This window comes from Streptomyces sp. NBC_01635, assembly GCF_045209715.1.
In the GTDB taxonomy this organism is placed as follows: domain Bacteria; phylum Actinomycetota; class Actinomycetes; order Streptomycetales; family Streptomycetaceae; genus Streptomyces; species Streptomyces hirsutus.
Map to the genome: position 1 here is coordinate 7,486,094 of NZ_CP109277.1, position 14,014 is coordinate 7,500,107.

The window sequence follows — 14,014 nt, forward strand, 5'->3', positions numbered from 1 at the left end:
ACCGCCCACCGCCCACCGCCCACCGCCCACCGCCCACCGACCAGCGAAAGGCAGGACCGGACCACCGTGACCGCGCAGCACGCACACCCGGCGTCCCGCTTCACCGGCGCCGCGCGTCCCTACGGCGGCGGCGACCCGTACGCGGACTACCGCACCGCCGACTTCCCCTTCACCCGGCTCACCGACCTCGCCGACCGCCGACTCGGCGCCGGTGTCGTCGCCGCCAACGACGAGTTCTTCGCCGAGCGCGAGAACCTGCTGCTGCCCGGTCGTGCCGTGTTCGACCCCGAGCACTTCGGCCACAAGGGCAAGGTCATGGACGGCTGGGAGACCCGGCGCCGCCGCGGCGCCGCCGCCGGGGACCCCTGGCCGGCGGCGGAGGACCACGACTGGGCGCTGATCCGCCTCGGCGCGCCCGGAGTCGTTCACGGCATCGTCGTCGACACCGCCCACTTCCGCGGCAACCATCCCCGGGACGTGTCGGTCGAGGGCGCCTCGGTGACCGGCTCCCCGGGGCCGGAGGAACTGCTGTCGGGCGAGGTCGCGTGGACGACGCTGCTCCCGCGCACCCCGGTGGGCGGCCACGCGGCCAACGGCTTCGCCGTACCGGCCGACCGGCGCTTCACCCACCTGCGCCTGTCCCAGTACCCCGACGGAGGCATCGCGCGCCTGCGCGTGTACGGCGAGGTCGTCCCGGACCCGGTGTGGCTGGAGGCGCTGGGCACCTTCGACGTCGTCGCCCTGGAGAACGGCGGCCGGGTCGAGGACGCGTCCGACCGCTTCTACTCACCGCCCGCGAACACCATCCGGCCCGGCCGCTCCCGCCGGATGGACGACGGCTGGGAGACCCGGCGCCGCCGTGACCAGGGGCACGACTGGATCAGCTACCGGCTCGCGGGCCAGGCGGAGATCCGCGCCCTCGCGATCGACACGGCCTGTCTGAAGGGCAACAGCGCGGGCTGGGCCTCGGTGTCGGTCCGGGACAGCGAGGCCGGCGCAGCCGACGGCCGAGGCGGGGACGGCGGGGACGGTGGCTGGCGGGAGATCCTGCCCCGGACCCGTCTCCAGCCCGACACCGACCACCGCTTCGTCCTCCCCGCCCCGGCGGTCGGCACACACGCGCGCGTGGACATCTTCCCGGACGGCGGCATCTCCCGGCTGCGCCTGTTCGGTTCACTGACCGACAGGGGGTCGGCCGCCCTGACCGCACGCCACCGGGAACTGGGCGGCTGACCCACCGGGGTCCCGCGCGGTGCACCGGCCGCACCGCACCGGTGCGCCGCGTGGGACCTCGGCGTCCTACAGCGCGATCACGCCGCGTGGCCCCTTCCGGCACACCGACGGCCAGGTCACGGCCCCGGGCGTCTCCATCCAGACCTACGACCTCGCGGGGCGCCCCGCGTACGGTTCGTACGAGCTTCCGGAGGACGCCTGACAACGAACGGCACGGGGCCAAGAAGCCGGAGGTCCGGTCGATGATCAGCCGGACTTCGTGTTCTCCGCCGCGGCGAACAGGGCGACGGCCAGCGCCAGTAGGGCGAGGCCGGCGTAGATCTCGAAGCCCTCCAGGAACCCCACCCGCTGCACCAGGCCCCAGTTCCAGTCGGTGAACTGGTGCACCAGGCCCGCGACCCCCTGGATCAGGGCGATCACTCCGAGAATCTCCAGCAGCTTCTTCATGCCGAAGACGATCGCCCCGCGCGCTCGGCGCGTACATCGGCCGCCGGGCGGTTCCCCGAAGACGAAAGTATCGGTCCCCTCCGCGCAGGTACGCCGAAAGTCTGCGGCCCCAGCACTTTGGCAGGCGATCCCGCCCGCCCTGCGGTGGGACGGGCGGGCCCTGCGTACATTCGTCGGCTGTGACGAGTGGTGACAAGGCGGCGTGGACCGCCCCGGTGTTCCTGGGACGCAGATGGTTCTTCCCGTCCGCTCTCATCCACGAGCTCGACCCCGATGCCGCCCGGTCCGGGCGCCGGCCCCGGCGCACCGCGCGCGACTGGGTCGTCGACTTCACCTGTTTCCTGCTGGCCGTCGGCGTGGGCCTGCTGGGCGCCGACACGGTCACCGCAAACCCCGCCGCCCCGCATTCGCTGGCCGCCCTCGACCAGCTGATCGGGGCGCTGTCCTGGGGCGCGGTCTGGCTGCGCCGCCGTTGGCCGCTCGGGCTGGCCGCGGTGATGGTCCCCGTCAGCTTCGTCTCGGAGACCTCCGGCGGCGTGGCCGTGATCGCCCTGTTCTCCCTCGCCGTGCACCGCCCCTTCCGGTACGTGGCCTGGGTGGGTGGCGCGCACGCGGTGCTCGTCCCGCTCTACTTCTGGTGGCGCCCCGACCCCGAACTGCCGTATCTCGCCTCGATCGTCCTCCTCACGGTGCTGCTGGTCGCGGTCGTCGGCTGGGGCATGTTCGTCCGGTCCAAGCGGCAGCTGATGCTGAGCCTGCGGGACCGGGCACGGCGGGCCGAGACGGAAGCGCGGCTGCGGGCCGAGCACGCGCAGCGGGGCGCACGGGAAGCCATCGCCCGGGAGATGCACGACGTGCTGGCACACCGGCTGACGCTGCTCAGCGTGCACGCGGGCGCACTGGAGTTCCGGCCCGACGCGCCCCGCGAGGAGATCGTGCGGGCGGCCGGAGTGATCAGGGAGAGCGCGCACGAGGCGCTCCAGGACCTGCGGGAGATCATCGGCGTGCTGCGGACCGGCGAGTCCGAGGACGCGGGCCGGCCGCAGCCGACGCTCGCGGCACTGGACACGCTGGTCGTCGAGTCCCGGCAGGCCGGGATGAAGGTCATCCTCGACCAGCGCGTCCCCGGCTCCGCGGCCGTCCCCGCCTCCGTCGGCCGCACCGCCTACCGGATCGTCCAGGAGGCCCTGACCAACGCCCGCAAGCACGCCCCCGGTACGGAGGTCGCCGTGTCGGTCGCCGGCGGCCCGGGGGAGGGCCTCACCGTGTCCGTGCGCAACCCTCCGCCCCAAGGAGACGTGCCCCCCGTCCCCGGCGCCGGGCAGGGCCTGATCGGCCTCACCGAACGGGCTACCCTGGCGGGCGGCACCCTGGAGCACGGCCGCGCGCCCGACGGCGGGTTCGAGGTCCGGGCCCGGCTGCCGTGGGGGTGAGCAAAAGCCGACATCGCGACCGTGCGGCGGAGCTGAGCCTCCGCGCACCCCGTCACCCCCGTCCGACCGTGATGACGTAAGGCCCATGACTGCGATCAGACTGCTCCTCGTCGACGACGATCCGCTGGTGCGGGCCGGCCTGTCCCTGATGCTGGGCGGCGCCGGCGACATCGAGATCGTCGGCGAGGCCGCCGACGGCAGCGAGGTGGGGGCGCTCGTGGACCGCACCCGCCCGGACGTCGTCCTCATGGACATCCGGATGCCGGCGGTGGACGGTCTCACCGCGACCGAGCTGCTGCGCCGGCGGGCGGACGCCCCGCAGGTCGTGGTGCTCACCACCTTCCACGCGGACGAGCAGGTGTTGCGGGCGCTGCGCGCGGGCGCGGCGGGCTTCGTCCTCAAGGACACCGCGCCGGCCGAGATCGTCGACGCGGTGCGCCGGGTCGCGGCCGGCGACCCCGTGCTGTCGCCCACGGTCACCCGGCAGCTGATGGCACACGCGGCGGGCACCACCGCCGACGCGCGGCGCGCGAGCGCACGCGCGCGCCTGGCCGCTCTCAACGACCGTGAACGCGAGGTCGCCGTGGCGGTCGGCCGGGGGCACGCCAATGCCGGGATCGCCACCGAGCTCTACATGAGCGTGGCCACCGTCAAAACCCATGTCTCCCGCATCCTGGCCAAGCTGGACCTCAACAACCGCGTGCAGATCGCACTGCTCGCCCACGACGCCGGACTCCTGGACGACACCGAGGAGCGTTAGCGTCACCGGTGCCCCGTCCGATCCGCAGCCCGAAGGAGTCCCGTTTTCCATGACCGCGTCCTCCGGACTCGACCTGACCACGGCCCAGCGGACCCTCGACAGCCAGCCCTTCAGCCGGCTGCTCGGCGCGCGCGTGACCGCTTTCGGGGACGGCGGCGCCACCCTGGAGATCGACGTGCGCGCGGAGCTCCACCAGCAGAACGGCTTCCTGCACGGCGGCGTCCTCTCCTACGCCGCCGACAACGCCCTCACCTTCGCGGGCGGCACCGCGCTCGGCCCGTACGTCCTCACCGGCGGCTTCTCCCTTCAGTACCTCCGTCCGGCCACCGGGCGCACCCTGCGCGCCCGTGCCGAGGTCGTGCACGCCGGCCGCCGCCAGGCCGTCGTCCGCTGCGAGCTGCACACCCTCGACGACGACGGCACCGCGACCCTGTGCGCGGTCGCCCAGGGCACGGTCCTGCCGGTCTCCGTGCCCTGAGCCCCTGTCGCCCGTCGCCCGGGCGCCCGCACCCGGGGGCGGCGCTCACCCGTAGGCCGAGACCGCCCTGCCCGCGATCTCCATCAGCCGTACCGGCCTGCGCTCCCGCCGGGACAGCTCGCACGCCTCCGCGACGCGCAGCGCCTGGAGGGCCTCGCGCCCGTCGCAGGGATTGGCCCGCTCGCCCCGCACCACCTCGACGAAGCCGTTCAGTTCCGCCTCGTACGCGGGCCCGAAGCGCTCCAGGAAGCCCGTCCACGGTTTGTCCGCGGCCGGGGGCCCGGTCGGCTCGGTGGACGCGATCGGCGTACGGTCGTCCAGGCCGACCACGATCTGGTCCCGTTCCCCGGCGAGCTCCATCCGCACGTCGTAGCCCGCGCCGTTCATCCGGGTCGCGGTGAGGACGGCGAGCGTGCCGTCGTCGAGGGTGAGGAGCGCCGCGCCGGTGTCCACGTCGTCCGCCTCGCGGAACATCGCCGGCCCCGCGTCGGACCCCGCGGCGTAGACGTCCACGATCTCCCGGCCGGTCACCCAGCGCACGACGTCGAAGTCATGGATCAGCGTGTCCCGGTACAGCCCGCCGGACTGGGGCAGGTACCCGGCCGGCGGCGGCTCGGGGTCGCTGCTCATGGCCCGGACGGTGTGCAGCCGGCCGAGCCGGCCCGAACGCACCGCCTCCCGCGCGCCGGTGTAGCCGGGGTCGAACCGGCGCTGGAAGCCCATCTGCAGGACCGTCCCGGCCGCCTCGACCTCCGAGACCGCCTGTAACGTGCCCGCGAGGTCGAGGGCGATGGGCTTCTCGCAGAAGACCGGCAGCCCCGAACGGGCCGCCCGGCCGATGAGTTCGGCGTGGGCGGACGTGGCCGTGGTGATCACCAGGGCGTCCACCCCCCAGGTGTAGATCTCGTCCACCCCGGGCGCCGCCGTCTCACCGAGCCGGTGGGCGAGAGCCTGTGCCCGAGCGGGATCGGCGTCCGTGAGGATCAAGGATCCGACGTCGCGATGCCTGCTGAGTGTGTGGGCGTGAATGGTGCCGATACGGCCCGTACCGATGACCCCGATGCGCATGGGAACAAACTGCGGCCCGCGCTCCTCCCTGTCAATCCGTATGTCCGGACAATCGAACTACACTACTTCCCGTCCACCACGCACGGGGCTACGCTCGGGCCGTGCCCAAACCAGGAGTGGACCCGACCGTGCAGCTGGAGCTGAGCGTGGACCGCGGCTCCCCCGTACCGCTGTACTTCCAGCTGTCCCAGCAGTTGGAGGCGGCCATCGAGCACGGCAGGCTGACCCCCGGGAGTCTGCTGGGCAACGAGATCGAGCTGGCCGGGCGCCTCGGGCTGTCCCGGCCGACCGTCCGCCAGGCCATCCAGTCCCTCGTCGACAAGGGTCTGCTCGTGCGGCGGCGCGGAGTCGGCACCCAGGTGGTGCACAGCCAGGTCAAGCGGCCCCTGGAGCTCAGCAGCCTCTACGACGACCTGGAGTCCGCCGGCCATCGCCCCACCACGAAAGTCCTGGTCAACGCGGTCGTCCCGGTATCCCCCGAGGTCGCCGCCACCCTCGGGGTGGACGAGGCGGGCGAGGTGCACCGCATCGAGCGGCTGCGGCTCGCGCACGGGGAGCCGATGGCGTACCTGTGCAACTACCTGCCCCTCGGGCTGCTCGACCTGGACACCCGGCAGCTGGAGGCCACCGGTCTGTACCGGCTGATGCGGGCGGCCGGGATCACCCTGCACAGCGCCCGCCAGACCATCGGCGCCCGCGCCGCCGAGGCCGCCGAGGCCGAGCGGCTCGGCGAGGAACGGGGCGCCCCGCTACTCACCATGCAGCGCGTGACCTTCGACGACACCGGCCGCACCGTGGAGTTCGGCACCCACACCTACCGGCCCGACCGCTACTCGTTCGAGTTCCAGCTGCTCGTACGGTCGTGACGCCCCGGGTCGCGGAGTTCCTGGGTTTCGGGGCCTGTGGTCCGGGGGCCCGAGGTTCTCGTGCCCCCGACCTCCTCGTGCCCCGGCCCTCTTCCCCGTGCTGAACTCCCGGTGAAGTCCAGGCGATTCGAGGGACTTGAAGTGATCTTCGTCGCGTTGTCCGGACAATGTGACCAGATCATGGAGGGAGGCGCCGAAAAGCGAAGGTCCTCCTCTCGGGCGGAGTCGTCGGACCGCGCCGGGGGAGTCGTAGGGAAAGCTGTTCGAGAGCGGTCGGGACGCCATCGGGAAGCGGCCGGAAGAGCCCTGGAGGCGGCGTGCTTCACGCGTTCCCTTCGCTCCCGAGTACGCCACCCGGGGTCACCGTGAGGCAGAATCGGCGACGATGAGCACCTACCGCGACCTCACACTGCCCAGGGCGCTGAGTTCCGCCCGGGCGGGCGCCGCCCCCATCGGCTCCCGCCGCGCTCCCGTGCTCCGCACGGTCGGCACCAGGGAACGCCGCTCGCACCTGACGGCACCGCGCGTGCCGACCGTCGGCATCGACATCGGCGGCACGAAAGTGATGGCGGGCGTCGTCGACGCCGACGGCAACATCCTGGAGCGGCTCCGCACGGAGACCCCGGACAAGTCCAAGAGCCCGAAAGTCGTCGAGGACACCATCGTCGAACTGGTGCTTGACCTGTCCGACCGGCACGACGTGCACGCGGTCGGCATCGGCGCGGCCGGCTGGGTCGACGCCGACCGCAACCGTGTGCTGTTCGCCCCCCACCTTTCCTGGCGCAACGAGCCGCTGCGCGACCGCCTCGCCGGCCGGCTCGCCGTTCCCGTCCTGGTCGACAACGACGCCAACTCCGCCGCCTGGGCCGAGTGGCGCTTCGGTGCGGGACGCGGCGAGGACCACCTCGTCATGATCACGCTGGGCACCGGCATCGGCGGCGCGATCCTCGAGGACGGCCAGGTCAAACGCGGCAAGTACGGCGTCGCCGGTGAGTTCGGCCACATGCAGGTCGTCCCCGGCGGCCACCGCTGCCCCTGCGGCAACCGCGGCTGCTGGGAGCAGTACAGCTCCGGCAACGCACTGGTCCGCGAGGCGCGCGAACTGGCCGCCGCCGACTCGCCGGTCGCCTACGGGATCATCGAGCACGTCAAAGGGAACATCGCCGAGATCAGCGGCCCGATGATCACCGAGCTGGCCCGTGAGGGCGATGCCATGTGCATCGAGCTCCTCCAGGACATCGGCCAGTGGCTCGGTGTCGGCATCGCCAACCTCGCCGCCGCCCTCGACCCCTCCTGCTTCGTCATCGGCGGCGGGGTCTCGGCCGCCGACGACCTGCTGATCGGCCCCGCGCGGGACGCGTTCAAGCGGCACCTCACCGGCCGCGGCTACCGCCCCGAGGCCCGCATCGTCCGCGCCCAGCTCGGTCCCGAGGCCGGCATGGTCGGCGCCGCCGACCTCGCCCGCCTGGTCGCCCGTCGCTTCCGCCGCGCCAAGCGCCGCCGGGTCGAGCGGTACGAGCGCTACGAGCGGTATGCGGAGGCGGGCCGAGCCACCCAGGAGACGCCGTGACGGGCGACGTTCTCCACCGGACCGGCCGTCCCGGCGGGCCCCGGCCGCCCGAGGGCCGCGGGCACATGATCCGCCGCAGGGCGCTCACCCTGCTGATCATCGTGCTGCTCATCGGTGTTCCGGCCGGGTACCTGATGATCTCCGCGAACCAGAGCCGGGCCAGCGGCAAGGACAAGGAGGCCAGGTACTCGGCGAACAGCCTGACCCAGGGCTGGCCGTCGAAGGTGCAGCGCCGCCTCTACCAGGTGCCGGTCCCGCACCCCGCCTGGTGGGTGGCCACCTACGAGACGAACAACTGGAAGACCAGCCGTCTGTACGTCGAGTTCGAGACCACCGACGCCGGCCTGAGCGCCTTTCTCACCAGCATGGGCGTGCAGCAGGACGACCTGAAGCGGGACGACATCACCATCAGTGAGCGCGACCGGGAAGTCACCGGCTGGAAGTTCGACCGCCCCGGCATCTGGTCCGGTCTCGTCAACGAACAGAAGAACCCCGCGCCCACCCACGATGTCGTCGTCAACGAGGGCAAGCCGGGCTTCCCCAGGGTGTACGTCGTCTCCCGGACGGTCCCCTGATCCGCACCCCCGCTCCCGGCCCGTGAACCGGGGGCGCCCGGGCCGCCCGGGGCTGCTCGAGGCCGCCCGGGTCCGGCCGCGGAACCGGTTGTCGGTGCCCGCCCGTAGAGTCGAAGGCGGATGGTCCGACGACACGGGCGGGCATGCACGGGGACGGGGACGGGGACGTGCGGGAGGTGACAGGGCGCATGAGCGAGGGGACCGTGACGGCCGAACGGCACACGGCCGGGACGGGCGCGGGGGAGACCGGCCCGGCGGGTGCGGCGATCGCGGACGCCACCGCGGAGATCCCCGTCGGTCTCGCCGCCGTCTTCCTGCCGTCGGCCCTGCCGCGCGACGGACGCGTCGCCTTCTACGACCCCGGGAGCGGCCCCGCCGAAGACGTGCCGGAGCACGCCCCGCGTACGCGCCTCACCGTCACCCGCCCGCACGGCGACGGGGTCCGGCGGCGGACGGTCACCGCGTTCTCCCTCCCCCTCGACGAGGCCCTGCCCCTGCTGGTCCGCGCCCGGCACGACCCCGCGGCGCACCCCGCCACCACCTGCTGGGGCGCCGCCGCCCTGCACGCCCTGCGGCTCACGGCGCGCGGCCGGCTGCTGCCCGGCCTGACGGCCACCGGCCATGACGCCTGGCGGGCAGGGCCTCTCGACCCGGACGACGTGGCACACCTGCGCGCGGTGGCCGCGGCCCTGCCCTTCGAGGGCCACGCCGTCCCGCTGCCCGGCCCCGGCCCGCTCCGGCTGCCGCAGCCGGAAGCCCTGGTCCGCGCCTTCCTGGACGCGGTCGCGGACACCCTGCCCCGTACCCCGGCCGCTCCGTACGCCTCGGGGCTGCCGTTCGCCGCCCGCAAGGCCCAGCGGTTGCCCGGCGCCCAGGACTGGGCCGCCGAGGTCGCCGCCGGCATGGACGCCGGCGTGCGCGTCTCGCTCCGCCTCGACCTCTCCGCGTACGACCTGTTCGACGGCGCCGCCGAGGGCGCGGGAGGCACCGGCGCGCGCGGTGCGGGCGCGGCGGTCGTCCAGGTGCACAGCCTCGCCGACCCCACCCTCGTCGCCGACGCGGCGGCCCTGTGGGCGGGGACGGCGGACCACGCGTTCGGCCCCCGCGCGCGCGTGGACGCCGCCCTCGCCGTCCGCCGGGCCGCCCGTGTCTGGCCCCCGCTGGACCGGCTCTCCGACCAGGACGCACCCGACGTCCTGGCCCTGTCCGAGGACGAGCTGAACGACCTGCTCGGCGTCGCCGCCACCCGCCTTGCCGCGGCCGGTGTCGCCGTGCACTGGCCCCGGGACCTGGCCCAGGACCTGACCGCGACGGCGGTGGTCCGGCCGGCTCCCGGATCGGCGACCGACGGGAGCGGCTTCTTCGAGAGCGAGGACCTGCTGCGCTTCGGCTGGCAGATCGCGCTCGGCGGCGACCCGCTCACCGAGGCCGAGATGGACGCCCTGGCCGAGGCCCACCGCCCCGTCGTCCGGCTGCGCGACCAGTGGGTACTGGTCGACCCGGCCCTCGTCCGCAAGGCCCGCAAACGGGAGCTGGGCCTGCTCGATCCCGTCGACGCGCTGTCCATCGCCCTCACCGGCACCGCGGAGGCCGACGGCGAGACCGTCGAGGCGGTCCCCGTCGGCGCCCTCGCCGTCCTCCGGGACCGCCTCACCACAGGTGTCCGGCCCGCCGACCCGCCCCCCGGGCTCGACGCCACCCTGCGCGACTACCAACTGCGGGGCCTGGCCTGGCTCGACCTCATGACCTCCCTCGGCCTCGGCGGCTGCCTCGCCGACGACATGGGCCTGGGCAAGACGATCACCCTCATCGCGCTGCACCTGAAACGGGACCGCGCCGAGCCGACCCTGGTCGTCTGCCCCGCCTCCCTGCTCGGCAACTGGCAGCGGGAGATCACCCGGTTCGCCCCCGGCGTCCCCGTGCGCCGCTTCCACGGCCCGGACCGGACCCTGGAGGACCTGACCGGCGGCTTCGTCCTCACCACCTACGGCACCATGCGCTCGGCCGCCCCGACGCTGGCCGCGCAGCGCTGGGGCATGGTCGTCGCCGACGAGGCGCAGCACGTCAAGAACCCGCACTCGGCCACGGCGAAGGCACTGCGCACCATCCCGACTCCCGCCCGCGTGGCCCTCACCGGCACCCCCGTCGAGAACAACCTCTCCGAGCTGTGGGCCCTCCTCGACTGGACGACCCCAGGACTCCTCGGCCCCCTCACGTCCTTCCGGGCCCGGCACGCCCGCGCGGTGGAGGCCGGCGAGGACGACGAGGCCGTCGAGCGGCTCTCCCGCCTGGTGCGGCCCTTCCTCCTGCGGCGCAAGAAGTCCGACCCGGGCATCGTCCCCGAACTGCCGCCCAAGACCGAGACGGACCACCCCGTCCCGCTCACCCGCGAACAGGCCGCGCTCTACGAGGCGGTGGTGCGCGAGTCGATGCTCGCCATCGAGACCGCCCAGGGCATGGGCCGCCGGGGCCTGGTGCTGAAGCTGCTGACCGCGCTGAAACAGATCTGCGACCACCCGGCGCTCTACCTCAAGGACGAACAGGCACGGGCCGCAGGCGGCGGCCGCCTCGCGGCCCGCTCTGGCAAACTCGCCCTGCTGGACGAACTGCTGGACACCCTCCTCACCGAGGACGGATCGGCCCTGGTCTTCACGCAGTACGTCGGCATGGCCCGGCTGATCACCGCCCATCTGACCGAGCGCGCGGTGCCGGTCGACTTCCTCCACGGCGGTACGCCGGTACCGGAGCGGGAGCGCATGGTGGACCGCTTCCAGAGCGGCGCGACCCCCGTCCTGGTCCTGTCCCTGAAGGCGGCGGGCACCGGCCTGAACCTCACCCGCGCGGGCCATGTCGTCCACTTCGACCGCTGGTGGAACCCGGCGGTCGAAGAACAGGCCACCGACCGTGCCTACCGCATCGGCCAGACCCAGCCGGTCCAGGTCCACCGCCTGATCACCGAGGGCACGATCGAGGACCGCATCGCCGAGATGCTCGAGGCCAAGCGGGCCCTCGCCGACGCGATCCTCGGCTCCGGCGAGTCGGCCCTCACGGAACTGACCGACCGCGAGCTGTCCGACCTGGTCTCCCTGCGGAGGACGTCATGACCGCCCGACCGTCCGACGAGGCCCGGGAGGCCCTGCGGGCGGCCCGCAGGCATGCGAGCGGAGATCCGGGGCCGGTCACGGGGGAGGACGGAAAACCCGCGGGCGCCCAGGAACAACGCCCCGGTGACGTGGCCCGCGACGCCCTGCGCAGGGCGGTACGGGCCCGGCGCGCGACGGACACGGGGAGTCCCGGTACCGCCGACGGAGAAGGGGACGGGGGCGGGCTCGGGGACCTGAAGGGCGACACGAACCCGGAGCCGGAGCGGGCGCCGGAGACGGGCCACGAAGGGCCGGCGACCGGTGACGCCGGTACCGGCACCGGCGTGCAGACGGAGCGGCGCGCGGGGGCGGCGGACGGCGCCGCCCCGTCGTCGGACGCCGACGGCGTCCGGAGCCGTCCGAACCTCCCGGCCCACCCGGACCCGGAGCCCCGGCCTGCTCCGCGTCCCGGGGACATCGCGCGAGAGGCCCTGCGCGTGGCCCGTCGGGAAGCCCTGCGTGCGCGAACGGAGACCGGCGACCGGACAACCGGCGACCGCTCCTCCACCGACCGCTCCTCCGCCGGCCCGGCGACCGGTGACCGGAGGAATGACGGCCGGGACACCACCCCCGGCCCGCACACCAGCCGTACCCCGTCCCCGCCGGGCACGGCTCCCCGGGTTCCCCGCGTCCCCCGCACCACCCGGGGCGACCGGGCCGCCGGTGTCCGGCCGGGCGAGGCACAGGCCGAAGGGACGGGAGCACCCGCGGTACGGGATCTGCTCACCGGCGCGGTCCCCTCACTCCTGCCCTCATCCCCGTCCGCGCCCTCCGACACGGCCGAACCGCCCCCGAGGCCCGACGGCCACCCCCACAAGCCGTCGGTCGCCCACCAACCCCCGGTCTCCCCGACCCTCCCGGCGCCCTTGGCACCTCAGGAACCCTCGCCCCCCGAGGCGTCCCCCGCCACTCCCCGGACGCCCCCTTCCATGGCCGCCCCCACCCGGGACGGGGAACTGCGCCGCACCTTCACCGCGTTCCCGCCCCGCACCCCGGACGGCACGACGGGGTTCGCCGAGACATGGTGGGGCGAGGCATGGGTCACCGCGCTGGAGGAGGGCGCGCTGGACGCCGCGCGGCTCGCGCGCGGACGCGGGTACGCGGAGCGGGGGCACGTCGACGCCATCACCGTCACCCCCGGTCTCGTCCTCGCCTACGTCCAGGGCAGCCGTCCCCGCCCGTACCGCGTGCAGGTACGGCTGCGCACCTTCGCGGACGCCGAGTGGGAGCGGTTCCTGGACGCGGCCGCCGACCGGCCCGGCCACATCGCGGCCCTGCTGGACAAGGAGATGCCCCAGTCCCTCGCCGACTGCGGGGCCCCGCTGCTGCCCCACCCCGGCGACCTCGACCCGCGGTGCAGCTGCCCCGATTCCGGCCACCCCTGCAAGCACGCCGCCGCCCTCTGCTACCAGACCGCCCGGCTGCTCGACGCCGACCCGTTCGTGCTGCTCCTGCTGCGCGGCCGGGGCGAGCGCGACGTGATCGACGCCCTGTCCCGGCTCAGCGCGGCCCGCACGGCCCGTGCCGCCCGGGACAGGGAACCGGAGCCCCTCCCCGGCATGCGGGCCGGTGAGGCCGTCGTGCCGCGCGCGCTCCCGCCGCTTCCGGCACCGCTGCCCCCGCCCCCGCACCCGGAGCAGCCCCCGGCGTACCCGGCGGCCCCGGGCGGCCCGGACCCGTTCGCGCTCGACCAGCTCGCCACCGACGCCGCCGCCCGCGCGCACGCCCTGCTCACCACCGGCCGCGACCCCGTCGCCCGCCTCACGCTGTGGCAGGACGCCGTGCGGCTCGCCGCCGCCCGCCCCGGCTCCGGACTCACCGCCGCCACCCGCGCGCTGTACTCCTCCCTCGCCCGCGCGGCCGGGCGCACCACTGCCGAGCTGGCCCGCGCGGTCGCCGCCTGGCGCCAGGGCGGCCCGGCCGGGCTCGAGGTCCTGGAGGAACCCTGGGACCCGCCGGCCGGCCGTTTCGACCGGGCCCGCCCCCTCCTGCTCGCCGCGGACCTGCCCGCCTTCCGCCCCTGGCACAACCACCTCACCCACCCCCGGGGGCACCTCCAGCTTCGCCTCGGCCGTGACCACCTCTGGTACGCGTACGAGTCCGAGCCCGGCCACGACGACTGGTGGCCCCGCGGCACCCCCGACCCGGACCCCGTCGGAGCCCTCACCGGCCTGGACAGCCCGGACACTCCGTGACGCGCCGGGTGCCCGGGGCGGGTTCGCAGGCGGCCGTCGGGCCTGCCGACCGCGGCCGGCAGGCCCGACGGCCGCCCACGCCGCCCACGCCGCCCACGCCGGTCACCACCGGCCGTCACCGTACGCCTTCGTGCTGTCACCCGAGCGGTACGCGCCAATGCCCCCGGGCGCGGCGGTGCGGCCGCTCCGTACCGCCCGTCGCCCCCGGTTGTTGCACCGGGACCGCCCGTGGAGTGCGACGACGCC

General features: G+C 74.6%; 12 protein-coding genes. 10 read left to right on the forward strand and 2 right to left on the reverse strand.

What is annotated here, in order from left to right; all coding sequences use genetic code 11:
• The first annotated feature begins 66 nt into the window (after nt 1-66).
• Nucleotides 67-1,233: an allantoicase gene (alc, locus tag OHB56_RS34815; RefSeq protein WP_406357724.1), complete on the forward strand. Its 1,167-nt coding sequence runs from the start codon at nt 67-69 to the stop codon at nt 1,231-1,233.
• Between the two features lie 19 nt (nt 1,234-1,252).
• Nucleotides 1,253-1,435, forward strand: coding sequence for a hypothetical protein (locus OHB56_RS34820; RefSeq protein WP_406357725.1), 183 nt, complete (start codon nt 1,253-1,255; stop codon nt 1,433-1,435).
• Between the two features lie 44 nt (nt 1,436-1,479).
• On the opposite strand, the gene OHB56_RS34825 is transcribed toward OHB56_RS34820, so the two are convergent.
• A complete protein-coding gene (locus tag OHB56_RS34825) occupies nt 1,480-1,680 on the reverse strand; it encodes a hypothetical protein (protein WP_406357727.1) in 201 nt (66 codons plus the stop codon).
• A gap of 179 nt (nt 1,681-1,859) precedes the next feature.
• On the opposite strand from OHB56_RS34825, the gene OHB56_RS34830 reads away from it, so the two are divergent.
• From OHB56_RS34830 to OHB56_RS34840, 3 genes are all read left to right on the forward strand, one after another.
• Entirely contained in the window at nt 1,860-3,113 is a 1,254-nt protein-coding gene (locus OHB56_RS34830; protein WP_406357729.1) for a histidine kinase, read from the forward strand.
• Between the two features lie 85 nt (nt 3,114-3,198).
• Nucleotides 3,199-3,873, forward strand: coding sequence for a response regulator transcription factor (locus OHB56_RS34835; protein ID WP_350848562.1), 675 nt, complete (start codon nt 3,199-3,201; stop codon nt 3,871-3,873).
• Nucleotides 3,874-3,922: 49 nt separating this feature from the next.
• Nucleotides 3,923-4,351, forward strand: coding sequence for a PaaI family thioesterase (locus tag OHB56_RS34840; protein ID WP_406357731.1), 429 nt, complete (start codon nt 3,923-3,925; stop codon nt 4,349-4,351).
• Between the two features lie 45 nt (nt 4,352-4,396).
• Here OHB56_RS34840 and OHB56_RS34845 read toward each other — a convergent pair whose 3' ends face one another.
• Nucleotides 4,397-5,419, reverse strand: a complete 1,023-nt coding sequence (locus OHB56_RS34845) for a Gfo/Idh/MocA family oxidoreductase (RefSeq protein ID WP_406357733.1) — start codon at nt 5,417-5,419, stop codon at nt 4,397-4,399.
• Nucleotides 5,420-5,547: 128 nt separating this feature from the next.
• On the opposite strand from OHB56_RS34845, the gene OHB56_RS34850 reads away from it, so the two are divergent.
• The 5 genes from OHB56_RS34850 (at nt 5,548) to OHB56_RS34870 (ending at nt 13,768) form a co-directional block, all read left to right on the forward strand.
• A complete protein-coding gene (locus OHB56_RS34850; protein ID WP_406359272.1) occupies nt 5,548-6,285 on the forward strand; it encodes a GntR family transcriptional regulator in 738 nt (245 codons plus the stop codon).
• A 385-nt stretch (nt 6,286-6,670) separates the two neighbouring features.
• The gene (locus OHB56_RS34855) at nt 6,671-7,855 is read left to right on the forward strand and encodes an ROK family glucokinase (protein ID WP_326755703.1); all 1,185 of its coding nucleotides are present in this window, start codon (nt 6,671-6,673) and stop codon (nt 7,853-7,855) included.
• A 65-nt stretch (nt 7,856-7,920) separates the two neighbouring features.
• A complete protein-coding gene (locus OHB56_RS34860; protein ID WP_406359273.1) occupies nt 7,921-8,430 on the forward strand; it encodes a sugar kinase in 510 nt (169 codons plus the stop codon).
• Between the two features lie 188 nt (nt 8,431-8,618).
• Nucleotides 8,619-11,534, forward strand: a complete 2,916-nt coding sequence (locus OHB56_RS34865; RefSeq protein WP_406357735.1) for a DEAD/DEAH box helicase — start codon at nt 8,619-8,621, stop codon at nt 11,532-11,534.
• Nucleotides 11,531-13,768, forward strand: coding sequence for an SWIM zinc finger family protein (locus OHB56_RS34870; protein ID WP_406357737.1), 2,238 nt, complete (start codon nt 11,531-11,533; stop codon nt 13,766-13,768). The genes OHB56_RS34865 and OHB56_RS34870 overlap by 4 nt, the downstream gene beginning before the upstream one ends.
• Nucleotides 13,769-14,014 lie beyond the last annotated feature (246 nt).

Bases quoted from the DNA above. Each gene is read 5' to 3' on its own strand.
- OHB56_RS34825 (WP_406357727.1), bottom strand. From the start codon at position 1,680: ATGAAGAAGCTGCTGGAGATTCTCGGAGTGATCGCCCTGATCCAGGGG.
- OHB56_RS34835 (WP_350848562.1), top strand. From the start codon at position 3,199: ATGACTGCGATCAGACTGCTCCTCGTCGACGACGATCCGCTGGTGCGG.
- OHB56_RS34840 (WP_406357731.1), top strand. From the start codon at position 3,923: ATGACCGCGTCCTCCGGACTCGACCTGACCACGGCCCAGCGGACCCTC.
- OHB56_RS34845 (WP_406357733.1), bottom strand. From the start codon at position 5,419: ATGCGCATCGGGGTCATCGGTACGGGCCGTATCGGCACCATTCACGCC.
- OHB56_RS34855 (WP_326755703.1), top strand. From the start codon at position 6,671: ATGAGCACCTACCGCGACCTCACACTGCCCAGGGCGCTGAGTTCCGCC.
- OHB56_RS34860 (WP_406359273.1), top strand. From the start codon at position 7,921: ATGATCCGCCGCAGGGCGCTCACCCTGCTGATCATCGTGCTGCTCATC.
- OHB56_RS34865 (WP_406357735.1), top strand. From the start codon at position 8,619: ATGAGCGAGGGGACCGTGACGGCCGAACGGCACACGGCCGGGACGGGC.
- OHB56_RS34870 (WP_406357737.1), top strand. From the start codon at position 11,531: ATGACCGCCCGACCGTCCGACGAGGCCCGGGAGGCCCTGCGGGCGGCC.